This is a genomic window from Sphingomonas hominis, assembly GCF_013328205.1.
GTDB lineage: Bacteria > Pseudomonadota > Alphaproteobacteria > Sphingomonadales > Sphingomonadaceae > Sphingomonas > Sphingomonas hominis.
The window spans coordinates 25,936-49,895 of sequence record NZ_JABULH010000010.1 but is presented as its reverse complement, the minus strand read 5'-3'; the positions used below and the strand labels follow the sequence as shown (position 1 = coordinate 49,895).

Genomic DNA, 23,960 nt, shown 5'->3' with positions numbered 1-23,960 from the left:
GACCACCGGGATGAGGGGTCCCTTTTCGACGCCGATCACCCCGCTACCGGGGTCCTTTTTCCACGCCGATCCACAGCCATGTTTACGATGATGAACAACGCGCGCCTGAACGTCGGTCTGCAAGGCGTCCAAATCGGTGAGGCGGCAACGCGCAAGGCTGTGTCGTACGCGCTGGAACGGATCCAGTCTGCCCGCGCGGGGGCGGCTGATCGCACGCCGGCGCGCATCGCGGATCATCCTGACGTTCGGCGCATGCTGATGCGGATGTCTGCACAGACGCAAGCGGCACGCGCCCTGGTCTACTATGCCGCTGTGCAGGTCGATCTTGCGGCGCTCGGCGACGAGGAGGCGCAAGGTCGGCTCGAGATCCTCACGCCGCTCGCCAAGGCGCATGCCACCGATCTCGGGAATGAAATCGCGTCGATTGGGGTCCAGGTGCATGGAGGCATGGGCTACGTCGAGGAGACAGGGGCTGCGCAATTGTTCCGTGATGCTCGAATCACGCCCATCTACGAGGGTACGAATGGCATACAGGCAGCTGACTTGGTCGGACGGAAGCTCGGTCTGTCCAATGGCAAGGCCTTCGAAGCCTTATTGACGGACTTACGGACAACAGCAAAGGCGGCGCCGCTAACGGAACTCATCTATCACTGTGAAGATATCGGACGCCGTCTCACCGGAGCGAATGCTGACGACCGGCTCGCTGCAAGCTATCCGTTCCTGACGATGTTATCGGTCGCGGTCTGCGGCTGGTTGATGGAACAGCAGCACAGCGCAGCGACCGATGATGATTTTGGCCAGGTCAAAAAAGCGACCGCGGCATTCTATCTCGACCAGATAGTTCCTGAAGCTATCGGGCTTGCTGCCGCAGCCAGTGCACCAGCCGATCAGCTCTATGCGATTGATCCCGCCTTGTTGCTGGCGTGATCCCACCCTGCACACAACGCTTGATTCTGGTTAAATCAGCACGTGCAGCAATTTCAAAGTACGTCGACTGCCTTGAAAGTCAGCCGCTCATCAAGAGTGTCGGAAATGATTATAGTTCATCATCTCGAAAACAGCCGATCGCAGCGCATTCTTTGGGCTCTTGAAGAACTTGAGATACCATACGAAATCGTACGTTACGAACGTAATCCAAAGACCTTGCTTGCTCCGCCCGAATTGCGGCGGATACATCCGCTAGGTGTTTGATCCCACGGTTTGATGGTGCGATCCTTTCGTTGGAATGGAAGGAAGCCGCATGGGACAGGTACGTCACGGGTGCGCCACGACCACGCACGCCGTCCGAGCAGCAATACAGCGATCGCAAGCTTCGCTCGCGACGCTGAGCCGTGAGCTGGGGATCAATCCGAAGACGGTCGCGAAGTGGCGTAAGAGGGCAACGGTCGAGGACCTGAAGACTGGGCCGAAGGCCCCTCATTCAACGACCCTGACCGAGGCGGAGGAGGCAATGGTGGTGGCGTTCCGTCGCCACGCCCTGCTGCCGCTCGACGACTGCCTCTACGCATTGCAGCCGTCGCTACCGCACCTGACCCGGTCAGCGCTGCACCGTTGCCTGCAGCGGCACGGCATCTCCCGCTTGCCAGACGTCGAGGGCGACAAGCCGAAGCGACAACGCTTCAAGCGCTACCCAATTGGCTTCTTCCACATCGATATCGCCGAGGTGCAGACCGCCGAAGGCAAGCTCTACCTGTTCGTCGGCATCGATCGCACGAGCAAGTTCGCGGTCACGCAGTTGGTCGACAAGGCCGACCGCCGGACAGCATGGGAGTTCCTCGAGCACCTGCTGACCGCCGTGCCCTACCGCATCCACACGATCCTGACCGATAACGGCATCCAGTTCGCCGAGCAGCCGCGCAATCGCAACACCGCCTGGTCGCGTCAGATGCGCTTCGACATGATCTGCGAGGCCAACAACATCGAGCACCGGCTCACCAAGCCAAACCACCCGTGGACCAACGGCCAGGTCGAGCGGATGAACCGGACGATCAAGGACGCGACCGTCAAACGCTTCCATTACGACAGCCATGACCAGCTGCGCACACACCTCGCCGACTTCATGGCCGCCTACAACTTTGCCCGCCGGCTCAAGACGCTCAGCGGGCTTACACCCTACGAATACATCGCCAGGATCTGGACGTCAGAGCCAGACCGGTTCATCGTCAACCCGATCCACCAGATGCCGGGACTGAACACCTAGGGCCCTGGACGATGATGATCGGCGGGTCAGCTCTGCCTGAGGCTCTGGCCCAGGAAGCGGAAGAAGTCGGCATCATCGCGCTTTCCGGATACGGCATGTCCGAAACCGGACCTGTCGTCACGCTTGCCCGCAGCCAACCGGAAGATACCGTAGGCGTTCGCTGTCGCGCTGGTTTCCCATTGCCGCTCGTCGAGGTCGCCATCGACCAAGCCCGTGGCGGCGAACTGACCCTCCGGGCACCCTGGCTCACCCAAGGCTACTCGCAGCAGCACGCTTCCGATGCGCTGTGGGACGGCGGACGCCTTCATACCGGCGACATTGCCGAGATCGATGCCGACGGCGCGGTTCGGATCGTCGATCGGTTGAAGGACGTCATCAAGACGGGCGGCGAATGGGTTTCTTCAATCGAACTGGAAGCTCTTCTCACGGCCGAACCCGGCGTTGCCGAAGCAGCCGTCGTCGGTATCCCCGACGCTCGCTGGGGCGAACGACCGATCGCATTTGTCGTCCGCGCTGCCGGACCGACGGTGTCGGAGGAAGCGCTACGAGAGGCTGTGGTCGCTCGGGCGCTAACGGGAGCCATCTCGCGTTACGCCGTACCGGATGCCATTCACTTCTGTGATGCCCTGCCAAGAACGAGCGTCGGCAAGGTCGACAAAAAGGCGTTGAAGGAGACGGCTCACCCTTCCGCTCTGTTTGCCGGCGCCTGACTCACGGCTGCTTCCCGCGTACCCGGCCAAGCCGCCAGAAAAACGACCGGTTTTCTGGCGGTCGAGGATTTTGCCTCCTCAGCGCATTCCAAAGATCGGAAAACCCGTTGCGGAAACCACCGGCACATTGCAGGGTACCGGATGTCTTTTCTGGCAGGGTAACGATGCTCATCGGATATGTGAGGGTGTCCAAGGCTGACGGGTCACAGACGCTGGCACCCCAGCGCGATGCGTTGCTCGCTGCCGGCGTCGATCCCTCGCGAATTTATGAAGACCTCGCGTCGGGGCGGCATGACGCGCGACCTGGCCTGACCGCGTGCCTGAAGGCACTGCAGCCCGGCAACACACTGGTCCTCTGGAAGCTGGATCGTCTTGGGCGCGACCTCCGCCATCTGGTAGTCACGGCCGAGGCGCTACGCGAACGCGGCATCGGGCTGAAGGTGCTGGCGGGCGCCGGCGCGCAGATCGACACCACGACAGCTAACGGCCGCCTTGCCTTCGGCATCTTCGCGGCTTTCGCCGAGTTCGAACGTGAGCTTATTGCTGAACGCACGCAGGCGGGGCTTGCTGCTGCACGTGCACGGGGCCGGATGGGCGGTCGGCCTCGCAAGATGGATAAGGCCACGCTGGCGATGGCAATGGCCGCCATGTCCGACCGCAACGCGATCGCAGCCGATGTCGCGCGCCGTCTCGGGATGACGACCACGACACTCTATATGTACGTGAATGGCGACGGCACGCCCAAGGCGCCGGGCCAGGCGCTGCTCGACGGTGTGCCGTATCGCAAAGAACGGCTGCAAGCCGCGTGATGAATCACGCCGCGCCTCAGCGATTAGGCATATCGTCGAGCAGGAGAGGCGATAACGTCGTGTTCAATCGACCGGGCCGAAATCGCAGCCGGCGTCAGCGCTGCGGGGACGCATACTCCCCGGCGCGGCTTGCCCGTCAGCCGCTGGGGCCGCGCCAGGATCATCAGATTTATCACCGCCGCGCCGATCAGGAACTCTTCTTCAGCTCCGCGTATGCCCCGCAGGTGAAGTCGTCTCATGCCATGCTTGCCCTTGGCGTCGGCGAAGAACCGTTCGACCCCTCGCCGCAACCGCATCGAACGCTTGTAGAGCCCGGTTTCCACTTCGGCTCTGGCAAGATCGCGGACGTCCTCATTGTCCAGCCGAACCAGGGTACGACGCCGCGCCGTCGTGCATTTCTTCCGAAGCACGCACGCCTCGCAGTCACGCGCATCGGCTGCATAACGGTGTACGCCGGTGGGCAGATGGAAGGCGTGATGTCGGAGCGGCTTTCCGGTCGGACAGGTGAAGCTGTCAATGTCACGATCATAGCTGAAGGCCGTTCTCGGCAGCTTGCCCCTGGTCTGCTGCGTGCGGTCGATCATGGGGATGTGCGGGATTGCACCGTGGTCCCGAACGAAGCCGAGGAAGCTGGCACTGCCGTAGGCCTTATCGGCAGCAACCCGCTTGGGGTGGAAGTCGAACCGATCTGCCGACCTCGCGAGCATGACGCGGCCGGCATCGACCTCCTCCGCAAAGCGAGCCGGCGTCGCCTCGACATCAAGGGCAACGCCACTCGGGGTGTCGACCAGCGCGTTGAGGGCGTAGCCGAACCGGCCACGCACCGTTCGCGCCGACCAAGCCGCGGCAGGATCCGTTCGAGAGACGCCTTGGCAGCTCTTCGAGCGCGCCATTTCCCAGACGGCATCGCCTGTGTCCTTGATCCATTCCCGAACCGCGCGCGACGCGTTGGCGACATACGGCAGGTAGCCTGGCACGGTCTTGCGCTGCCAGCTCGCATCAGCGGCTATGAACGATGCGTCGACGGCGGCGTCTTTTCCGCCGACCAGCCCTGCGCTGATGCAGCGTCGGACCGTGCTATCGAACAGGACCCGGAACACGCCAGCGTCGCGAAAGCGGCCATGCCGGTTCTTGCTGAACGTCGAGTGGTGCGGAACCCTATCTCCTGGCGAGAGACGACAGAACCAGCGGTAGGCAAGATTGTAGCGCAGCTCCTCGCACAGGCGCCGCTCGGACGCGATCGCGTAGATGCGGCCAATCAGGGTCATACGGATCAGCAGTTCGGGATCAATCGATGGCCGCCCCCGTGTGCTGTAATGCCCGGTCAGTGCTTGCCTCAGCTCGCTTGTGTCGAGACATCTATCGATGCGACGCAGCAGGTGGTCTGCGGGCAACATGGCTTCTATGGTGCGGCGAGACGCCCCTTCCCGCCCACCGCGACAAGTTGGTCCCATCATGGCGGCGCTCCTCTCGGCAGGAGTGAAACGAAGGAGCGACCCGGCATGTCCGGCATTTTTCAACAGGCCCGGTCGTTTGCGACGAAGCCGACCAGCCCCGGTGCGGGTCTCGTGGGCGTAGTCGATAGTACGAAGTTGGACCGAACTGGCAGGCACCCTCCACTCGGAAGGCTGTGTTTTCCGCCCGAAACCCGCCTGAAGTTCGTGGTATCGCCTACGCCTCACCCCATGACCGGCCTTACGGGTCGACCGGCTCGTGGTATCGCCTACGCCTATGGTGTCGCCGCGGTTCGGACGCGCGTGAGCCGACTGGTTGACGACGGAGTGGGTCATGCCGAAGAGTAAGGCGGCCGAACCAGGCCTGTCGAAAGATCGGGCGCCGGCCGGCACTGCCAAAGACGCAGTGGTTCCGATGCAAGGCGACCTCTTCTCCATGGACAGCCCACTACGCGGTGGTGTTCATGGCGAGCTATCGCTGATGGCATACCCCTTCTTCGCACTTACGAAGCAGGCATGGATGAAGCCGCTTGCCTACAGCACCGGCGAGATCAGTATCGAGGTGCAGCCTGGCCATAAGGGTGTCGCCAACATCTACGATAAAGAGGTTATCCTCTACATTGCCAGCCTTATGGCTGCGAAGATCGAGAACGGCGAGCCAGTAAGCCAAAACTTCCAGTTCACTGCTAATGACTTCTTCCGGGTCACCGGCGCTACACCGTCATCCAACGCGTACACAAGATTGTACGAGGCATTGGAACGACTGCAGAGCACGCAGATCAAGACTGACATCGAGACTGGTGGCGAGGGCGAAGCGGGATTCTTCTCCTGGGTCGAGACTGCCCGCCTTCAATATACCAAGACGCGAACCGGCGAGCGCAGGCTCAAGGCCGTGAATGTTCGTCTGTGCGATTGGCTGTTCCGGGCGATCCTCAAGGATCGAAGTGTCATGCAATACGCACCCAGCTACTTCCAACTGAGCCCGATCAACCGTCGGCTCTATGAAGTCGCTTGCTTCCTGCGCTTCTCCGGCGTGACGTCGATAAGGTTGGGTGATCTACAACACCAGATCGGCCATCAAAGCCTGACCCGTCTCTTCAAGCCTTACGTTGTCGAGGCTGCAAACGGCACAGTCCCGGGCTTCGAGTTTTCTATCCAGGCGGCCGAAGGCGCCTCAAAAAGCAGCAAGGTCTCGGACGAGGTTGTTGTCATTCGCGAGGTTCCGACTGTCCTGGCGCCGATGAAGCGATCGAAAGCTGCTTCCGAGAACTGATCGGATTTGATCACGACAGTGGGAGGCGCGACTCATTACCCCTGCCCGCCTTGTCAGCACTGCCGATCGCGTTGAAGGCCAACTACCATTCGCTTAGGCGTAGCCGATACCACGAACTTTGCGTTGCCGCGTAGTCGATACCACGAACTTATCGCTGCGGGCGTAGTCGATACCACGAATCTTTTCCGGCGAGCGTAGCCGATACCACGAATACTCGTGGTTTCTTAACCTTTGCATCTGCGGCACTGTGCTCGGGCGACCTTCCGTCGCATTTTCTGGAGCTATGACCGTGGCCACATAAACGAATGCCCGGCACGAAGGCCGGGCACCCTGGAACCGTAAGATGGGCAGCGTCGCCAAACGCTGACCGGTCCGCGATAGACCTCCCATCTAGACGATCCTGACACCTGGTTCAAGGGAGCGCGATTCGCGCCACGCACGAGTTATGCCTGCTGACGGTCCCTCCATCCGAGGGGGCGAACGATGAACTATACGCAAACGGCTTTCACCGGCCGGACCGGGGCGCGGCCGATCACGGCACTGACGCGCGAGCTCACCCGGAGGATGAAGGTCGTCGACGAGAGCGCCGTCCAGATATCCAAACAAGACGCTCGCAGGGTCGTGAAGGCGCTGAAAGGCGCGATCGCGGTCAGCAACGGCGCGATCGAGACGCTAATGGATCTTGTCCAGCTCACCTGGGAGGCCGACTGGGCCGCCGACCGCCCGCTCGTCGTCTGGCCGAGCAACCAACATCTTGCGGACGAGGTCAGGAAAACCGTTGCCTGCATCAAGGCGCGGCTGCGTGAGCTGCGCGCCGCAGGCTTGATCCTCGCGCGAGATAGCGCCTCGGGACGTCGAAGCGGTTTCCGGAACCGTGACGGCGTCATCGTCGAAGCCTACGGCCTCGATCTCTCCCCCATCCGGCTGCGCTATGCCGAGCTGAAGGAAGCCGGCGATCGCCTCAACGCCCTCTATGCGCTCTTCAAGAGCGGCAAGAAGGAGATCGCGCGTGTCCGCCGGATCGTCGGACAGGCACTCGCGCAGGCCGCTGATCTGAGCCTCACCGGACCGCACTGGATGGCACTCCAGGACGCGATTGACGAGATCGCGTTCGCTGCCGCGCAGGCCAGGACTATGGGCGACGGCGAAGGCTACCAGGCCGCGCTCGACCGTCTTCCTGGCGTTGAGGATCTCGTCGGAGAGACCATCGATCGCTTCATGTTTACAGAGGAAAATAACCCGTCGGGGTCATCGGTATCACCCGACATACACATACAAACCATTCCCTCTAAAAATACCGTACATGCTAAGCGAGGATGTAGTTCTGACCCGGAGGTGAGCCTTCCCGATCAAGCGGTGCTGCCCCCCTCCCCTTCTCAGAGCAGCCTCAAGGTGCGGCCTTGCGATCTTGCGGAGATGTTCCCGACAACCTCGATGTATCTGACGGAGGCCCGACCGCGGTGGCCCGACGTTCATAACGCCGCGGCGCGCCTGCGGCATGACCTCGGCATCCGTTCCGGAACGTGGGTGGATGCGATCGATACGCTGGGTCGCGACGGCGCTGCTGTCGCAGTCATGATCACTGCGGAGAGAGAGGCGCGCAATGAGATCCGCCTTACAGCGGGCGCTTATTACGCCGGGATGGTCGCGCGGGCGAAGCGCGGCGAGCTCGACCTTGAAAAGAGCCTATGGGGTTTCAGGACTGAGCGAATGGCTGCGCATTAATGGCCAACGTCTGCCCCGTTCGCGACAAGACGGCCGTCGGCCCCCTCGCCTGCTTGTTTCAGTCAGGGAACCGGGTCACGATTGTGGCTCGGCTCTCACCTTGAATCCTATTTGCGAAGCCACAAATTGGTCGAACGAAGGGAGAACGCCATGTCTAACGTCAGTCGATTGGAAGCGCACCGCTTCTACCAGAAGAAGCAGGAGCAGGAAGAGAAGCGCATGAAGGCATTCACCCTCAGCGCCAGCCTGTCCGTCGCCGGTATGAGCTATTCGCTTGGGCAGATGCTGCTGATCTTCTTCGGCACCCGGACCCCTGACAGCGGAGCGATGATGCTGCGCTACGCGGCTGCGCTTATGGTGTCGGCGGCTCTGGGTTACGCGTCCGCCAAAATGGCGGAACGGTATGCTCGCCGGTATGACAATTACAACGGCATGCTGCCGGAGCGGAAGCGCAGCCGAAACCCCAATACTCCCTTCTGGCGCTAAGCAGACCCGAAAAGCCCCGGCATCGCTGCCGGGGCCGTTCATCGCTCGGAGTGGACGACGCCGCGTCGAGTCAGTCGGCCATGCCGGAGCGAGTCAGTTAGCTTGCCACCATCAGTCATCAGCACCCACGCGTCCGGGCAGGTTGGTAACTTTGCACCCCCAAGAGGGTTAAGCGATCGTCAGCATCTTGCTGCTAGGTGGTCAATATGCCCCAAGCGACACTCCAGGCCTGGCTCTCCCTCTATGCCGCCGTCGGCGTCATGGTCGCGATGTGCGCCGTCTTCGCGGTCATCAAGACCGCCTATGACTATCGCACGGGAAACAGCCGGCTGCCTACCACGACCATGCTCGACAAGGTCCTCGTCGCGCCGCGGCTGTGGGTTCGTTGGCAGCTCAACTACCTCTTGGGTGCACCGGCTATACTCGGGATCGCGATCTACTTTGCCCATTACCTCGGGTTCGGCACGCTCGTCGACGTGTAAGCCAGCAGCTGGACCCCCCTGCCCCGCCAGCCTGCCGCACTCGGCATCGCGGCGGTTTGCACGGATGCGGCTCGATAGGCACCGCTGCTCCACCCCTTGGTGATCGCCGCAACGTAATCGATCGTCTCCCTGAAGGGTGGGATCCTTCCCAAGGTTCGTACCCTGCCAGGGCCGGCGTTGTAGGCCGCCAGTGCGAGATCGACGCGCTTGAACTCGTCCAGGTGAGACCGAAGGTATCTGGCCCCTCCTCTCAGATTGGCCAGCGGATCTCGGGAGTCGAGAACACCCAAGCCGCGGGCCGTGTCGGGCATCAACTGTGTCAGGCCTACCGCGCCCTTATTGGAGACGATCAAAGGATCGTAGCGGCTTTCCTGGGCGACGAGCGCATCGAGTAGCCCGGTAGGCACGCCAGCCTCACAGGCGACGGCGGAGATGAGAGGGAAATAACGCGCTCGGCGTGCCTCCTGCCACGGAGCCAAATCTCCTCGCGGACGGTAAGGCGTCATCGAGCAAGCGGCCGGACTGTACATGTAAGGCGCGACGACGCTCTGAGCGACCTGAGCCGCACCCGTCATCACCCTCCCCGTCTGCATCCAAAGCGGAATCGCAATCGGCGGGCTTGGAACGTCCGTGGTCGTATGTGCTTGCTCGGCCAGGGCGATGCTCCGGAAGTCATCCTGTAAGGCTTCCGGCGAAACGCCCTGCTGCTCGCTTGATGGTGGAAGTGGCTTCGGCGCCGTGCGGCCTACATCAATCACCACACCGTCAGCCAAATCACGGAATGCGACCAGTTCAGCTTGCCGCTGGGACGCGTCGGCAGGGCCGAGGGCGACGGAAGCCGCGACCAATCCTGTGACTAATCTCAGCGCGCCGGGGTGCTTCATTTGTCGAAACAGCCATTGGACGGAGGCATGGTCAACGTGGAAAAAAATTACCCTGCCCGGGAGGAGAGCGCATCGGGAACCCGACTTTGCGCTTAAACAGATTTACGACGAAGCGCATCTGCTGAAATGCGGGCGACATCGCTGTCGAAGTGGCTATGCTCCGCCGTCCGCGAACATAGTGACGGAGGAAGGCTCGCCAGCGAGGATTGGGTTGGACCAAACCCCGGACGCGCCGTCATGCCAGACCCGAAAGGGCACGCCGGCGAAGATGGCGAGGACGGTCGAGCCGTTTGAGAGAGGAACGGTGCGTTCGATGCGTTGCCCCCCTGCCCGGCTCTTCTTCGTCGACGAGCCGCTTAGCTTTTCGCCAACTGTGGCTGTCCACGTCTCCCCGTTCGATCGGAAAGTGATTGAGCGGATGCGTTTGCCTGTCGGCGCCGGTGCACACCCGCAGGCCAGCGCGAGCTCATTATACGCTTGCTCTTGGTCCTTGGCCGGAACGCCCGGCACGAAGAAGGTGGACCCCTGCGCTGCTGCCACTCGCTTGAACCTTTCATCGAACCGGATGCTATTCCGCGATCGGAGGGAGGTGGGATCGCCCTAGCCGACACTGCAGCTGGCAAAACGCATTTACGGAAAGCCGGCGATACGGAAAGGCGCATTGCCGGCCTTGCGGCGACACGCCGATACGTAAAAGCGGAATTACGGCGCCTCGTATTTCTGTACCAGCAGGTCACGGACCTCGTCAGCGATTTTCGTGCCCCGCATCGCGCACTGGGACTTGATCGTTCGATGGAGGCTCTCCGGTATGTCGATCGTCAACCGCTTCATCTTGACGTCCGCGGCGGGAGGTTCGGCAAGCTTCTCTGCTCCCGCTCCCACCCAGGCATCGGCGCCAGCGGCGGGAGGCGCGCCAGCCGTTGGGCGTCGGCCTATCGTCACTTTCTTGGTCATGCCACAAGCTCCATCAGTTCGGCCCGTACGGCCTCGATTTCCGCTGCCGCCGCACTCTTGCCGTCGATCTCGAAAACAGCGCGCCCGGTGGCCGCTGCCTCGGCAAACACGACGCGCTGGACGATCTGCGCCGTCATGGTCGGGATCTGATATGCTGCCAAAGCCTCAACCACGTCGCGCCCAATTGCCGTTTTTGCGACTTTGCGATTTACCACAAATGTGGCCTTCAGGCTTTCCTTAAAAACGGACGCTTCGACGATAAGCTTGACCACCTCGTCCGCGGCCCAGATGTCGTAAGGCGAAGGCTGGACAGGGACCAGCACCACATCCGCCGCCATGATCGCCGATCGCGCCAGTTCGGTCACACGAGGCGGTCCGTCGATGACGACATGATCGTAGCCCTGGCCGATCTGGTCCAACTCCTTGTGGATGGTCGGTCGAGGGAAGCCGACCACCGAGATCATCGGCTGCTCCTCGCGAGCCGCGGCCCAGTCGAGCGAACTGCCCTGGGGGTCGGCGTCGATCAGCAACACGCGCGAGCCGTCGCGTGCGAGGCTTGAGGCCAGGTTCACGCTCAGGGTCGTCTTTCCGACGCCGCCTTTCTGGTTGAGCAACGCAACGATCATGAGAGGCACCTTCCGTGGAAACGTGTAATCGTAAAACCCGCAAAACGTAAAGCCGTCTTATCGGCTTGCCGCTTCGTCGTCTACTCGCAAACCCGGCGATGTGCTTTTCTGTAGGAGGGAAGAGGGCGGGAGGGGGTGAAAGGAGACGGGAATGTCCCTGATCGCTCTCAGACCCACCCAGCGCGTTGTCGATATCGTGGGTGCCCTTGGCGGCACCTGGCGGGGCTATATCGCTACCTGCCGCTGCCCAGCACACCAGGACAGCGATCCCAGCCTGTCCGTGCGCCAGGGGCACGACGGCATTCTCGTCCATTGTTTTGCCGGTTGCGATCCGGGAGACGTCCTGCGCGAAATCTCCCGCCTACGACCCTCCGGAAGCCATCAGCCACCGCCCGCCCGGCACCGCCCTGGCGGGAGCAACGTCGGACGGCTCTGGGAGGAGGCCCTTCCCGCGGACGGTACGGCAGCCGCTGAGTATCTCGACGGGCGGGGCCTGCGCCTGCCACTCGACGATATCCGCTTTCATCCACGCTGCCCGTGGGGTCCAAAGCCTTCCACGCGCTTTCTGCCCGCGCTCATCGTAGCGGTCCGAGAGGGCTCCCACCTCCGTGCGATCCAACGTATCTTCCTCGACACGACGAACGGTGGGCACCTGGACAAGGTGATGCTCGGCGCTCCCGCTGCCGGTGCCTGGCAGGGGGGCAGGGCGGGGGAGACCCTCGCCATTGCCGAAGGCTTCGAGACGGCTGCGGCGTTCACCCAGATCAATTGCATACCATGCTGGGCGACGTTGGGGGCGGCCCGCCTTGATCGCATCCAGATCCCGAGCAACGTCACACGACTGATTATCGCCGAAGACAACGATCCCGAAGGACGGCGCGCGCGCAGCAAGGCCTGGCGAGCCTATCGGGAGCGTGGGCTTGCGCTCGCCCGCATGCCACCGCCGGAACAGTACGGCGACTGGGCCGACGTGCTGAGGCCGAGGAGCTGAGAAGGGGAGGGGGAGCGGGGGAACTGAGCTGCAGCACGCAGACAGTTCTGGAGACCCACCCCATGACCGACCTGTTCGATCCCAAGCATGACCGCGCAACCGCCTGCACCGACGCTGCCCGCATGCTTTTGCCGCTACTCGGCGGACAGACGAAGCTCAGCCGACGCGACCTCAACGAGGCGATGGTCCACGCCTTCGGTGGTTCGGACGCAGAGGGGCGCTGGACGCAGCGCGAGAGCTTCGAGGTGCTCGAGCATGCGCTGGCGCTCCATCTGGTGAGCGGTTCGCAGCCGCTCCAGACTGCGGCCGACCTCCCACTCGCCCTCGGCTTGCTCGATCGCCTGCCGACGCAAACGGTGCGCAGCGAGGAACAGATCGACTGGCAGCAGTTCTCGACACCTGTCGACATCGCAGCCGTGGCCGTCCTGCTCGCGGCTGCACGACCGACGGATGTCGTGCTCGAGCCCAGCGCCGGAAACGGACTGCTTGTCGCTCAACTGTCGACGATCGCCGCCCTGCAGCTCAACGAGATCGATCCGGCGCGGCGGGCGCGGCTCTCCGCCACATTTCCCCATGCCGTCGTCTCCGGTCATGACGGGGCAACGATCGGCAGTACGCTCACAGCTTTGCAGCGCCCCAGCCTCATCCTCATGAATCCGCCCTTCTCGCGTTCGGTCGGTCGCGGTGCCGACGCGCTCGCCGCGGTCCGCCATCTTCAAGCCGCGCTGAAGCGGTTGCGGCCAGGCGGGCGCCTCGTTGCCATCATGCCGGACTGGTTCGCCCATTCCGCACGGATGGCCGATATCTGGACGACGACACTTGCGGGAACGGCCCTTCGCACCTCCATCCGCCTCACGAACGGCTACGGAAAGCACGGCACCGGCGTCGCGGTTCGGATCTACGTGATCGACAAGATCGTGGGCGACATCTCAGGGGTCACGATCGCTCGTCGGAACGTGGCTGAGCTGGTCGACCTGCTTGTCATTCCCGATCGCGCTGCCCTGCAGGAGGACAACGCATCCTCGGCGGTCAAGCGGGGAGGGGCGGTGTCGCTCCTGCGAGCGATGAAGTCGCGCCCGGCTGCCGCGCCGCGCATCTTCCGGGCGCCGACCCGCAACGAGGTGCTACCGGTCGGCTACAAGGTGCTCGACACGCCAGCGCCTATCGCCGAGCAGGTCGGGGTCTATCTGCCGTACCGGCCTAGCCGCATCGTCTTCGACGCGGCCGGCGAGCATCCGACCTCGCTGGTCGAGTCTGTGGCGATGGGCTCCATCCCGGCTCCCATCCCCTCGCACGTTCCGCACCTGCCGGAGCGCACCGTGTCGGACCGCCTCCTGTCGTCGTCGCAGCTCGAAACCGTCGTCTACGCGGGGCATGCCTGGACGCAGTTCATCCCGGGGATGTTCTCCTGCGACAAGGAAGGCGTGGGGCTCGTCCTCGACGCTGCCGGTCGGCAGTATCGCAAGGGCTTCTTCCTTGGCGATGGCACTGGGGCCGGCAAGGGGCGCCAAGTCGCTGCCATCATCCTCGACAACTGGCTCGCAGGGCGTCGCAAGGCGATCTGGGTGTCGAAGAACGAGGCGCTCCACGCAGATGCGGTTCGCGACTGGACGGCGTTAGGTGGGATGGCCGCTGACGTGCAGCCGCTGTCGCGCTGGAAGATCGATGAGCCGGTGACGATGAGCGAGGGCGTGTTGTTCGTCACCTATCCGACCCTCCGGTCGGGTCGGGGTGACGCAACGCGGCTCGATCAGATCATCGCCTGGGCGGCCGACGACTTCGACGGGGTGATCGCCTTTGACGAGGCACACGAGATGGGTGGCGTCGCCGGCGGGGAGGGTGCCATGGGCACCAAGGCGGGCTCACTCCAGGGTATCGCCGGCGTTCTCCTCCAGAACCGTCTCCCGGCCGCTCGCGTGCTGTACGCGTCTGCCACCGGTGCCTCAGAGGTCAACAACCTGGCCTATGCCGTCCGGCTCGGTCTGTGGGGACCCGAAACATCCTTCGCCGATCGCGAGGCATTCATCTCCGAGATCCGTCAAGGCGGCATCGCCGCCATGGAGCTCGTCGCCCGCGACCTCAAGGCGACTGGCCTCTACACGGCGCGCGCGCTGAGCTTCGCCGGCGTCGAGTATGACATCCTGCGACACGAACTGACCCCCGAACAGATCGACGTCTACGATCGATACGCCGATGCCTGGGGCATCATCCATCGCAACATGGAGAAGGCGCTCGAGATCACCGGCGTGGTCGACGCGATGGACGGTGCGACCAAGAATGCCGGCGCCAAGGCGGCAGCGCGCTCCCGGTTCGAGAGCTGCAAGCAGCGCTTCTTCGGCTCGCTGCTCCTCTCATGCAAGCTACCGACCGTGCTTGCGGCGGTTCGCCAGCATCTCGATGCCGGGCAATCCGTCGTCCTTCAACTGGTCAGCACCGCCGAGGCGATCCTCAACCGTCGCCTGGGTGAGCTCACTCCCGACGAGCGCGCCGAACTCGATATCGACTTGTCACCGCGCGAAGCGGTTATCGACTATCTGACGCGTGCGTTTCCCGTCCAGCAGATGCGGGACTACCGCGACGACACTGGCGAGGTGCGCTCGCGCCCGATGATCGACGTCGACGGTCACGCGGTCACCAATCCGGAGGCCGAAGCCGCGCGGGACGATCTCATCGAGCAGCTCTGCGCTCTCCCGCCGATCGCCGCGGTGCTCGATGGCGTCCTCACCTACTTCGGCCACGACGCCGTTGCCGAGGTGACGGGTCGAACCAAGCGCCTCGTCCCGGCCGCGAACGGCACCCAGAAACTCGAGACGCGATCGGGCAGATCGACCCAAGCCGACGCCGCAGCGTTCATGGCCGGCACCAAGCGCATCCTCGTATTCTCCGACGCGGGCGGAACCGGCCGGTCGTATCATGCCAGCCTCGACGCCCTGAACCAGGAGCAGCGTGTCCACCTCTTGCTCGAACCGGGCTGGCGCGCCGATCGCGCGATTCAGGGGCTCGGACGTACCCATCGCACGCATCAGGCCTGCTCCCCGCTGTTCCGCCCTGTCACCACCGACTGCAAGGGCGAACTGCGGTTCACCTCGACGATCGCGCGCCGGCTCGACAGCCTCGGTGCGCTCACCCGCGGCCAGCGCCAGACCGGTGGACAAAACCTGTTCGATCCTGCCGACAATCTCGAAAGCGAGTACGCCAAGGCCGCCCTGATCAGCTGGTATCACCTTCTCAAGAGCGGGAAGCTGAAAAGCACCAGCCTCCAGGATTTCACTCATCGCACCGGCCTCGAACTGACCGATCAGGATGGGGTCCTGAAGGAGGAACTCCCGCCCATTCAGCGCTGGCTCAACCGCTTGCTAGCCCTGCCGATCGGCCTGCAGAACGTCATCTTTGACGAGTTTCTCGCGCTGGTGGAGACACGCGTTGCGGCCGCTCGGGATGCCGGCACCCTCGATGTCGGGGTCGAGACCATGCTGGTGGAAACCGCGACCGTCCTCGATGATCGCATTCTGCGAACCGACACAGTTAGCGGTGCCACCTCGCATCTGCTGACGATCGAGGTCGCTCGTCGTCGCCATCCGGTCTCGCTCGACCGAGCGCTGCGTCTCGCCGACGCCGACGACACCGCGGTCTTCGTAAAGAACGCCAAGTCGGGGAAGGTCGCCCTCAAAACCCCGGCGCGTGCCGGAATGACGGAGGACGGCATGCCCGTGCTGCGCATCGAGCTGATGCGACCCACCCGCCGCGAGTACCTAGCTGCAGACGACCTCTATGAGACCGCCTGGGAGGAGTGCGCACGCGAGACCTTCGCCAAGGCGTGGGCGGAAGAGGAGGAGCAGGCGCGCAATCACGTCGACACAGAGACGATCCGACTTGCAACAGGGCTCCTCCTGCCGATCTGGTCCGCGCTGCCCAGCACACATCTGGCGGTCAGCCGTATCGTCGACGCCGAGGGGCGGTCGTGGCTTGGCCGCATCGTGTTCCCCGGCGACCTGCACCAGCTCTTCGGCAAGCTCGGGCTCTCGGAGGAGACCTCGCTCACACCCAGCGAGATCGCGCGGGCCGTTGAGAACGGCAATGTCATCCCGCTCAAGCGGCCGTTCGCCTGCGAGATCAAGCGGGCACGCGTGAACGGCCTCCCGCGGATCGAGATCGTCGGTGCGCCCGCCAGCCAGCTTGCCTGGCTCAAGTCCCTCGGCTGCTTCACCGAGGTGATCGCCTACAAGACACGCGTGTTCGTACCGGTGCCCGAGGCGACCGTGATCCTGCAGCGTGTGCTTGGCGATCGATGAGAGCGAAGCCTCTTTACCGCCAACGGCGTCCGGGATGCGCCGCCCGCGCATGAGCGCGGGCACCGGAGCGATCGGGACAAGGAAGGAAAGGGGGAGCGGGAAGGTGTCCGGTTTGGGTGCGGCGAGACGTCGCGCGGCCGGGCACCTGATGGAGACGACGATGACCCAGACCGTGCCACTCGCGAAGCTGAAGCGCTCCGAGAAGAACGTCCGTACCACCCCGCCCAGGAACATCGAGGCGATGGCCTCGAGCATCCGTGCGCGCGGCATCATGCAGAACCTGCTCGTTACCGCCGCACGGCCCAAGGGGACGTACGAGATCATCGCCGGCGATCGGCGTTATCTCGGCGCGATGATGCTCGCCGACGCTGGCGAGATCGACGCGGCGACCTACGGCGTGCCGGTCAAGATCGTCTCCGGCGACGACGCGGACCTGCGGGAGGTGTCGCTCACCGAGAACTTTCAGCGCGAGCCGATGACCGCAGCGGAGGAATGCGTCGCATTTCAGCATTTCCTTAAATCCGACGGTGACATCGACGCCGTCGCGAACCGGTTCGGCCAGACGCGACGCTTCATCGAGGGCCGGCTGCGGCTCGCCAATCTCGCCGAACCGATCTTCGAAGCGCTGAGCGAGGGACGCATCACGCTGGAGATGGCCAAGGCTTACGGCTCCACCGAGGATCAGGCCAAGCAGGAGCGCGTCTTCCAGCAGTACGCCCATTCTTCCTACGTGAACGCCGATCAAATCCGCCGCGCGATCGTGAACGACACGATGAAGGCGAGCGACCCGGTCGCGGTCCTCGTCGGCACCGACGCCTATGTGGCTGCAGGCGGCAAGGTCGAGTGCGACCTGTTCAGCGAGGACGGCGATCGCTGGTCGGATCCGGAGCTTGCGCGGACGCTCGCGGCCGCGATCATGGAGGCCGAGGCGAAGCGCGTCGGCGAGGAGCAGGGCCTCGCCTGGGTCCGGCCGATCGCGACCACCAGCCTGTACGGCGCCACCGCTGATCTGCACCGCGTCACGCTCGAGCCCGCGCCGCTCGGCGAGGATGAGGCGGCACGCTCCGACGCCATCGTCGCGCGCTGCGAGACGCTCGAGGAGCTGATGGCCGACGAGGAGATGGAGGAGACGGCGTACGCGGCTCTGGAGGAGGAGTTCGAGCGGCTCCGTGAGGAATATCAGACGCTGCACTCGCGACCGCCCGTTCTTTCCGACGAGATGAGGGGCAAGGTGGGCACCTTCCTGACCCTCGGCCGCGACGGCAAGATGACGCTGGAGACCACCTACTTCAGCGAAACGCCGCTCCAGGGCTCGGCCGGCGACGGCACGTCCGGCTTGACCCGCAGCGCTCGGGACACCTCGTCGCTTCCGCCCGAAGCGGTTGCTCCCGGCGGCAAGCCGCTGAGTGCACGCCTCCACGACGAGCTCGCGGTACAGCGTCGCGACATCCTGGCGGCATCGATCCTCGCCGACCCCGGCCTGGCCCTCGACTACATGCTGTTCGCGATGACGGACCAGAGCCGCAGCTACAGTCGCTATGGCACCACCGTCACTGCCGGTCGGCCGCAGGATCCTCAGATGCCCAAGGACCAGCCGGCGACCCAGGCGCAGCTCGCCATCGCCGAGGCGCGTGAATCGTTGAACAGCGATTGGACCACGTCGAGCAGCCCGGTCGAACGGTTCGAGGCGTTCCGGGCACTCGATGACGATGCCAAGGCATCCTGGTTGGCCCTCACGGTCGCGTCGTCGCTCGAGGCGAAGCCCGATTACAGCTCGGCGAAAACCAATCCGCTCCACGCCCGCCTCGCCTCGATCCTCGAGATCGACGTCGCCAAATGGTGGCGGCCGACCTCCGCAAACTTCTTCGACCGTGTGTCGAAGGGAACGCTACTCGCCCTTCTCACCGACGTTGGTGGGCCGGTGCTGGCGGCACGCTATGTCGGCTCCAAGAAGGGCGAGATCTCGACGTCGTGCGAGAAGCTGTTCGCCGGCGAGGCCATCACCGAGGCGGAGACCAAGGAAGCCGCCCTTGCGTGGGTGCCGGACGCGATGCGCTTCGACGTGGTGGTCGCGGTCGCTGACGCCGAGTTCGACGAGAGCGTCGATGATGAAACCTCCGAGACGGCGCAGGACGATGTCACCAGCGGCAATGACATCGAGGATCCCGCCGATGGCGATAGCGACGAGGCGGAGGGCGCGCTCGGCTCGGTCAACGACGACGACCACGCGCTGATCGCGGCCGAATAGGTCCAGCGCCATCCCGCTGCCTGGGACCTCCCGGGCCAGACTGGCGGTCGTCTCTCACAAAGGGGCGGCCGCCATTTCCCATCACAAGGGAAACCTCGACATGACCTTTCGTCGGAAAACCGTCGACAAACCGCGCCGCGACGTCGCGGCCGAGATCACCAGCCTCATCATCCAGAAGCTCGAGTCCGGCGTCCTGCCATGGTCTCGCCCGTGGGGTCTCACCGGCGCCGGGGGGCGCCCGCTGCGCCATTGCGGCACGCCGTACACCGGCATCAACAATCTCTACCTTTGGGCGATCGGTGACGCACGCGGCTACTCCGCGCGTACTTGGATGACCTACCGTCAGGCCGAAGAACTCGGTGGCCAGGTTCGCCGCGGCGAGCACGGTTCGCACAGCGTCTATTTCTCGAGCTTCTCGAAGACCGAGACCGATCGCGTTACGGGTGAGGAGGCGAACAAGAACATCCGCTTTCTTCGCTCCTACACCGTCTTCAACGTCGAGCAGATCGACGGCCTGCCGGTCTATTACTATCCGGTCGCCGCGCCGCCCGAACCGCGGGTCGAAAGCGTGCATCGTGCCGCTATCGACGGTTTCTTCGACGCGCTGCCCGCTACCGTGCGGCATGGTGGCGACCAGGCGTTTTTCTCGCCGATCGGAGATTACATCCAGATGCCGCACCGGACGATGTTCCGGTCGGACGATCATTACGCCAGCACCCTCGGCCACGAATACGTTCATTATTCGGGCGCGCAGTCGCGGCTCAATCGCGAGTTCGGCAAGAAGTTCGGCGATCAAGCCTACGCTTTCGAGGAGCTCGTCGCCTCGATCGGGCAGTGCCTCATCTGCGCCGACCTCGGCCTGCCGGGCGAACTGCACGACAACCACGCCAGCTACATCGATCACTGGCTGCGCATCCTGAAGGGAGATTCGAGCGCGATCATCAAGGCCGCGTCGAAGGCCGAGCAGGCCGTCGCGTGGCTCAGGGACGCCGCTGACGAGGGGTCCCAAGCCCGCAACATGCAAGCGCTCGCGGCATGACCGCGCGTCATCACAGGAGCCCAGACCATGCACATCGAGCTGCGCAAGCTGAAGATCGTCGCCGCGCTGTCGGAGGAGACGACCTGCTACAGCGCCGAGATCTGGGTGGATGGGCGGCGCGCTTTCCTCGCGTCCAACCATGGTCACGGCGCGGCCGACATGTTCCATCCGGTAGGCTCGCTCAGCGAAGCCGACGTCGACGTGTGGCTCGCCGCCAACCGCGCGCCAACCCGCTTCGGAGACACTGTGCTGAAGCACACGCTGGAGTTCGAGGTCGCCGCACTGATGACCCGGATCGAGGAAGCCAAGCGGCTCCGGCGCACCTTCCGCAACAAGCTCGTCGTCATCGAGGATGGAAAGGTCTGGTCCTACCCGCTCAAGGGCCGACCGGCCGAAACCGTGGCGTCCGCGATCAAGCGTCAAAAGCCCGCGGCGCGCGTGGTCAATGGCGATGACGCCGCGCTCGAGGAAGCGATCACCATCATGATCGCAGCCGACGAGTTGGCCGGCGGGAGGTGACGCACCATCTCCTCGACCTACTGGCGCCCGGTCCTTCGAATGCCGAATGGGAGGCAGAGAAGGCGGGCTGGCGCGCCCAGGTGATGGGCAATTCCGCGTGCTGCTACCGCCGCGGCAGCCGACTGGCAGGTGCCTGGCATCGTGGCTTCGATGCCGCGGCCCATTCCAGCGACCCGCTTGGCCTCATGCTGTGAAGCCGACATTGCTTGCAGCTGCCCGATAGGAGGTGACCCATGCTTCCCCTTCGTTTCGCGACTCACTTCATGACCGACACGCCTGTCGACCGCGACACGCGACGAGCCCGACTGCTCGCGGCGCGGCGCTACCCCGTCGGAAGCGTGCCACGGCGTGGGATCCTCGGCGGGCACTGGGATGGCGGGACCGTCGTGGGGGCCTTCCGACTAGGGCGTGGATCGTTCCGGTCGACGTGAGCGCCATTAACCTCCGAGCACCGTGATCCAGCCGGGGGAGAAGAGGGAAGGGGGAGCGAGGTTTCGAGCGCGATGTGGCGCTCGGGAGACCTCCACGATGCCCTACGACGTCGCCTTCCGCCACCAGCAGGCACTCGATCCAAGCGCGCTGACGACCATCGTCGCTGCGTTGCACGCCGTCACCACCGCGATCGACGATTGTCGCAACGCCGGCGTGCCGTTCGACGCAGATCCCGGCGTGCTGCTCCTCGCGCGTCACCTCGGCCACATCGCCGGAGCCGGATCCGATGACTCTCTTCTGCGACGCCGCTGCGAGGACAAGATCGCCGAGCTGAAGAAGCACCCGGCACTCGCCACGCTCGCTATCCGGGGCGTCGCCTACGATGCGGCTGCGAAGGATCTCTTCCATGTCGAAGGACACGCGGCCCTGCACCGCCTCGCTATCGCACTCGGACTGAGCGAGGGCGATTACGACCTTCGATCGAACCGCGGCCACGCGTCTCAATCCGGCGAGATCACGCTCCACACCGACGAGGTGCGCGTGCAACTCTCGCTGACCGCACTCGGTCCCGGCCACGAGGTCAACTATCGTCGTGTTCGCGGCCGTCACGACCATCTGGGTGATCGTGCCCGCTACGCCATGGCACGCGAGCTGCTCGCGACCGAGCGTTTCGCTGAACGACTGCAGCGAGAGCTGCGGCTGACGACGTCAGCGCCGGCGCCGGCGCTCCTGGCGGACTGATCGGGTCCGTCTTCGACCCCTATAAGCAAGGAACATCGCCATGGGTTGGCTCAGCATGCCACGGTCGTCGATGACCCCTCATTCGACGCCCAAAAGTTATCTCGACGCGCAATTCACGTACGACCGGCGCGACGCGGAGGGGAAGGGCAGGGCGCTGCGCGTCGTCGCTTCGTCGTGCCTGCGAAACAAGGTCTGGTACGCCGCCGTCACGCCCAGCACCGACGGCATCGACGAGCCCACCATCGCCGTCGTGTGCCTGGTCAGCTGGAACCCCCGCGCAAAGGACGGCTTCGTCTTCGCCTACAAGGATATGGACGAGACGATGGGGCCGAACGAGGCCGCGTGCCCCGAGCGTATCCTCTCCCTGCTCGGCGACACCCACAACGCCTCGGCGCTCAACTGGCGGCGCCGCTGCCTCGACCGCCTCGCCCAGCGATCCGAGCGGCCGCTCGAGCACGGCATGCACATCCGGCTGCCACACCCCATCAAGTTCGTTGACGGGCACGAGGGCACTGACTTCGTCGTCCACAAGCGCGGCCGAAAGATCGCGCTCGCCAAGCTCGGTTCCGATTTTCCGGGTTATCGTATTTCTGGCTTGCGCGACATGCCGTGGACCATCGTTCCCCCGCCGACCCAGACCCGCGTCCACAAGACGGTGTTCGGTTGATCGCCGAGCCGTCCAGCATCAGGATCGATCCCATGCTTCGTCACGATGACCTCACCGCTCCGATCAGCCCCAAGCGATCGCATCTATGCAGCCGCGCCAACGCGCAGGCGGTCGCCGCCCGCATGTTCGACGCTGGGGCGCGCCAAGTCTCGGTCGTGCGTACCGGAGATATCCTTCAGCCCTTCCGGGTCATCCCGGCGCTCGTCGACGATCCGAACGTCGAGCTCGAGCTGCGTTACGCATGAAGACGGCGATCCTCCTTGCCCTTGTCGCACTTGCGGCCTGCGGGGCAGCCGAGCCCGGGCACGAGCCCGCACAGGATCTCACCGGACGAGGCCGCGCGCTGGACGGCGACACCATCAGCATCGACTTCCGGTTCTCAGGGGCGGACGCCTTCGAGCGGAAGCAACTCTGCCAGATCTCCAGCGGCTGCTATCCTTGCGGCAAGCTCGCGCAAGACGCGACCGCCCGCATGCTCCGCTCGGGGGAGGCGACGATCCGTTTGGTTGGCAGTAGCAGCTACGGTCGACCGGTTGCCGTGGTCAGTGTGAACGGCTCTGACCTGGGCGAGCAACTGATCGCTCAGGGGTGGGCGGTGCCGGCCACGAAGTATCTCAGGAGCGATCCGGATCGCGCCGGGCGGTATATGAGCGCTTACGAGGATGCGAGGACCAACAAGCGCGGCGCCCATGCCGGCGCCTGGATCGATCCCGAGAAATGGCGTCGCGGGGAACGCCTCACATGCGAGCGGGCCTGATGCCTGTACCCGCTACACAAAGCGGTCCGGCTGACGATGCCGGACCGCTTTTTTTTTGTTTGGTAGGCTCCAGCCCTATGCCGGGCGATCACGCTTTGCTGGACGATCGATCGGATCGTAGTCGGGACCCGGGTCGTGCGACCAGGAGGCGCCGATCGCAAACTCGGCCTCGAAACGGCCAACCGGGCCATCGGGCTCGGCCGCCACGTAGGGAGCCGGCGCGATCCGCTTCGGCGCCTTCGTGCGATGCAGATACCCTGCCACGCGTCCCCGTCCGAGCAGCAGCGCCTCCAGCCACAGCAGATCATCGATCAGCACACACACGCCACGACCCGCGAGATTGTAGTAGATGCACCGCTGATAATCGTCGCAGCGATTGCCGAGCATCTGCGCCAGCTTCGCCTTGCCGGCAGAGTCGCCCTCGTGGATCCACTCGCATGCCTCCCGCAGCTCACGCACGGAATAGTAGGCATCCTCCGGCTCGATACCGATCGAGGCCGCGGCGATGGCGCGGCGGGTCGGTCGGACATCGGGGTTGAGCGAGGCGTCGCGCAACGTGAGGTCGAGATCGATCGGCCCGGTGAAATCTTGAAGCTTCATGACCTAATCCTCTTGTCCTCCGAACGTAACGTGAACATCTGCGACCTTGCAAGTGTTCATCGGCACCTTTT

General features: G+C 64.1%; 23 protein-coding genes and 1 pseudogene. 19 read left to right on the top strand and 5 right to left on the bottom strand.

Annotated features, from left to right (window positions below; genetic code table 11):
• From HRV97_RS15840 to HRV97_RS15820, 5 genes and pseudogenes are all read left to right on the top strand, one after another.
• A partial coding sequence (locus tag HRV97_RS15840; RefSeq protein WP_174195150.1) for an acyl-CoA dehydrogenase family protein occupies nucleotides 1-927 on the top strand: 927 nt, incomplete at its 5' end.
• A gap of 105 nt (nucleotides 928-1,032) precedes the next feature.
• A pseudogene (locus HRV97_RS15835) lies at nucleotides 1,033-1,185 on the top strand (glutathione S-transferase N-terminal domain-containing protein); the annotation flags it as partial.
• 55 nt (nucleotides 1,186-1,240) lie between these two features.
• The gene (locus HRV97_RS15830; RefSeq protein WP_174195149.1) at nucleotides 1,241-2,200 is read left to right on the top strand and encodes an IS481 family transposase; all 960 of its coding nucleotides are present in this window, start codon (nucleotides 1,241-1,243) and stop codon (nucleotides 2,198-2,200) included.
• An 11-nt stretch (nucleotides 2,201-2,211) separates the two neighbouring features.
• Complete coding sequence (locus HRV97_RS15825; protein ID WP_174195148.1) at nucleotides 2,212-2,910, top strand: AMP-binding enzyme; 699 nt, start codon at nucleotides 2,212-2,214, stop codon at nucleotides 2,908-2,910.
• A gap of 164 nt (nucleotides 2,911-3,074) precedes the next feature.
• On the top strand, nucleotides 3,075-3,719 hold the full coding sequence (locus HRV97_RS15820; protein ID WP_174195147.1) for a recombinase family protein: 645 nt from the start codon (nucleotides 3,075-3,077) through the stop codon (nucleotides 3,717-3,719).
• Between the two features lie 23 nt (nucleotides 3,720-3,742).
• On the opposite strand, the gene HRV97_RS15815 is transcribed toward HRV97_RS15820, so the two are convergent.
• Nucleotides 3,743-5,116, bottom strand: a complete 1,374-nt coding sequence (locus tag HRV97_RS15815; protein WP_246248800.1) for a transposase — start codon at nucleotides 5,114-5,116, stop codon at nucleotides 3,743-3,745.
• 391 nt (nucleotides 5,117-5,507) lie between these two features.
• Here HRV97_RS15815 and HRV97_RS15810 point away from each other — a divergent pair, with 391 nt between their 5' ends.
• The 4 genes from HRV97_RS15810 to HRV97_RS15795 all read left to right on the top strand — a co-directional run bounded on the left by HRV97_RS15810 (nucleotide 5,508) and on the right by HRV97_RS15795 (nucleotide 9,139).
• Nucleotides 5,508-6,446, top strand: a complete 939-nt coding sequence (locus tag HRV97_RS15810; protein ID WP_286165232.1) for a replication initiator protein A — start codon at nucleotides 5,508-5,510, stop codon at nucleotides 6,444-6,446.
• Nucleotides 6,447-6,929: 483 nt separating this feature from the next.
• The gene (repC, locus tag HRV97_RS15805) at nucleotides 6,930-8,171 is read left to right on the top strand and encodes a plasmid replication protein RepC (protein ID WP_116462939.1); all 1,242 of its coding nucleotides are present in this window, start codon (nucleotides 6,930-6,932) and stop codon (nucleotides 8,169-8,171) included.
• Nucleotides 8,172-8,321: 150 nt separating this feature from the next.
• The gene (locus HRV97_RS15800) at nucleotides 8,322-8,657 is read left to right on the top strand and encodes a hypothetical protein (RefSeq protein WP_133178095.1); all 336 of its coding nucleotides are present in this window, start codon (nucleotides 8,322-8,324) and stop codon (nucleotides 8,655-8,657) included.
• 206 nt (nucleotides 8,658-8,863) lie between these two features.
• Nucleotides 8,864-9,139, top strand: coding sequence for a hypothetical protein (locus HRV97_RS15795; protein WP_056433691.1), 276 nt, complete (start codon nucleotides 8,864-8,866; stop codon nucleotides 9,137-9,139).
• Here HRV97_RS15795 and HRV97_RS15790 read toward each other — a convergent pair.
• From HRV97_RS15790 to parA, 3 genes are all read right to left on the bottom strand, one after another.
• Nucleotides 9,106-10,023 carry a lytic transglycosylase domain-containing protein gene (locus HRV97_RS15790; RefSeq protein WP_066689898.1) on the bottom strand — a complete coding sequence of 306 codons (918 nt, stop codon included), beginning with the start codon at nucleotides 10,021-10,023 and terminating at the stop codon, nucleotides 9,106-9,108. The two genes, HRV97_RS15795 and HRV97_RS15790, sit on opposite strands and share 34 nt — an antisense overlap.
• Before the next feature lie 702 nt (nucleotides 10,024-10,725).
• The gene (locus HRV97_RS15785) at nucleotides 10,726-10,977 is read right to left on the bottom strand and encodes a plasmid partition protein ParG (RefSeq protein ID WP_116462937.1); all 252 of its coding nucleotides are present in this window, start codon (nucleotides 10,975-10,977) and stop codon (nucleotides 10,726-10,728) included.
• The gene (parA, locus tag HRV97_RS15780) at nucleotides 10,974-11,603 is read right to left on the bottom strand and encodes a ParA family partition ATPase (RefSeq protein WP_056433696.1); all 630 of its coding nucleotides are present in this window, start codon (nucleotides 11,601-11,603) and stop codon (nucleotides 10,974-10,976) included. The genes HRV97_RS15785 and parA overlap by 4 nt, the downstream gene beginning before the upstream one ends.
• A 151-nt stretch (nucleotides 11,604-11,754) precedes the next feature.
• On the opposite strand from parA, the gene HRV97_RS15775 reads away from it, so the two are divergent.
• From HRV97_RS15775 to HRV97_RS15730, 10 genes are all read left to right on the top strand, one after another.
• Complete coding sequence (locus HRV97_RS15775; protein WP_174195146.1) at nucleotides 11,755-12,594, top strand: DUF7146 domain-containing protein; 840 nt, start codon at nucleotides 11,755-11,757, stop codon at nucleotides 12,592-12,594.
• Nucleotides 12,595-12,656: 62 nt separating this feature from the next.
• Complete coding sequence (locus tag HRV97_RS15770) at nucleotides 12,657-16,886, top strand: strawberry notch family protein (RefSeq protein WP_174195145.1); 4,230 nt, start codon at nucleotides 12,657-12,659, stop codon at nucleotides 16,884-16,886.
• 160 nt (nucleotides 16,887-17,046) lie between these two features.
• Nucleotides 17,047-19,134 (top strand): ParB/RepB/Spo0J family partition protein, encoded by a 2,088-nt coding sequence (locus HRV97_RS15765; protein ID WP_165800946.1) that lies wholly within the window; start codon nucleotides 17,047-17,049, stop codon nucleotides 19,132-19,134.
• A gap of 100 nt (nucleotides 19,135-19,234) precedes the next feature.
• Nucleotides 19,235-20,173, top strand: coding sequence for an ArdC family protein (locus tag HRV97_RS15760; RefSeq protein ID WP_174195144.1), 939 nt, complete (start codon nucleotides 19,235-19,237; stop codon nucleotides 20,171-20,173).
• A 27-nt stretch (nucleotides 20,174-20,200) separates the two neighbouring features.
• A complete protein-coding gene (locus HRV97_RS15755) occupies nucleotides 20,201-20,692 on the top strand; it encodes a hypothetical protein (protein WP_174195143.1) in 492 nt (163 codons plus the stop codon).
• Nucleotides 20,689-20,886 carry a hypothetical protein gene (locus HRV97_RS15750; protein WP_116463021.1) on the top strand — a complete coding sequence of 66 codons (198 nt, stop codon included), beginning with the start codon at nucleotides 20,689-20,691 and terminating at the stop codon, nucleotides 20,884-20,886. The genes HRV97_RS15755 and HRV97_RS15750 overlap by 4 nt, the downstream gene beginning before the upstream one ends.
• A gap of 334 nt (nucleotides 20,887-21,220) precedes the next feature.
• A complete protein-coding gene (locus HRV97_RS15745; protein WP_116463019.1) occupies nucleotides 21,221-21,865 on the top strand; it encodes a hypothetical protein in 645 nt (214 codons plus the stop codon).
• Between the two features lie 40 nt (nucleotides 21,866-21,905).
• On the top strand, nucleotides 21,906-22,532 hold the full coding sequence (locus tag HRV97_RS15740) for a DUF6927 domain-containing protein (protein ID WP_116463018.1): 627 nt from the start codon (nucleotides 21,906-21,908) through the stop codon (nucleotides 22,530-22,532).
• Nucleotides 22,529-22,777, top strand: a complete 249-nt coding sequence (locus HRV97_RS15735; protein ID WP_116463017.1) for a hypothetical protein — start codon at nucleotides 22,529-22,531, stop codon at nucleotides 22,775-22,777. The genes HRV97_RS15740 and HRV97_RS15735 overlap by 4 nt, the downstream gene beginning before the upstream one ends.
• Entirely contained in the window at nucleotides 22,774-23,289 is a 516-nt protein-coding gene (locus HRV97_RS15730; RefSeq protein ID WP_116463016.1) for a thermonuclease family protein, read from the top strand. Before HRV97_RS15735 ends, HRV97_RS15730 begins: the two co-directional genes overlap by 4 nt.
• A gap of 75 nt (nucleotides 23,290-23,364) precedes the next feature.
• Here HRV97_RS15730 and HRV97_RS15725 read toward each other — a convergent pair whose 3' ends face one another.
• Nucleotides 23,365-23,889 carry a hypothetical protein gene (locus HRV97_RS15725; protein WP_116463015.1) on the bottom strand — a complete coding sequence of 175 codons (525 nt, stop codon included), beginning with the start codon at nucleotides 23,887-23,889 and terminating at the stop codon, nucleotides 23,365-23,367.
• Nucleotides 23,890-23,960: the final 71 nt, after the last annotated feature.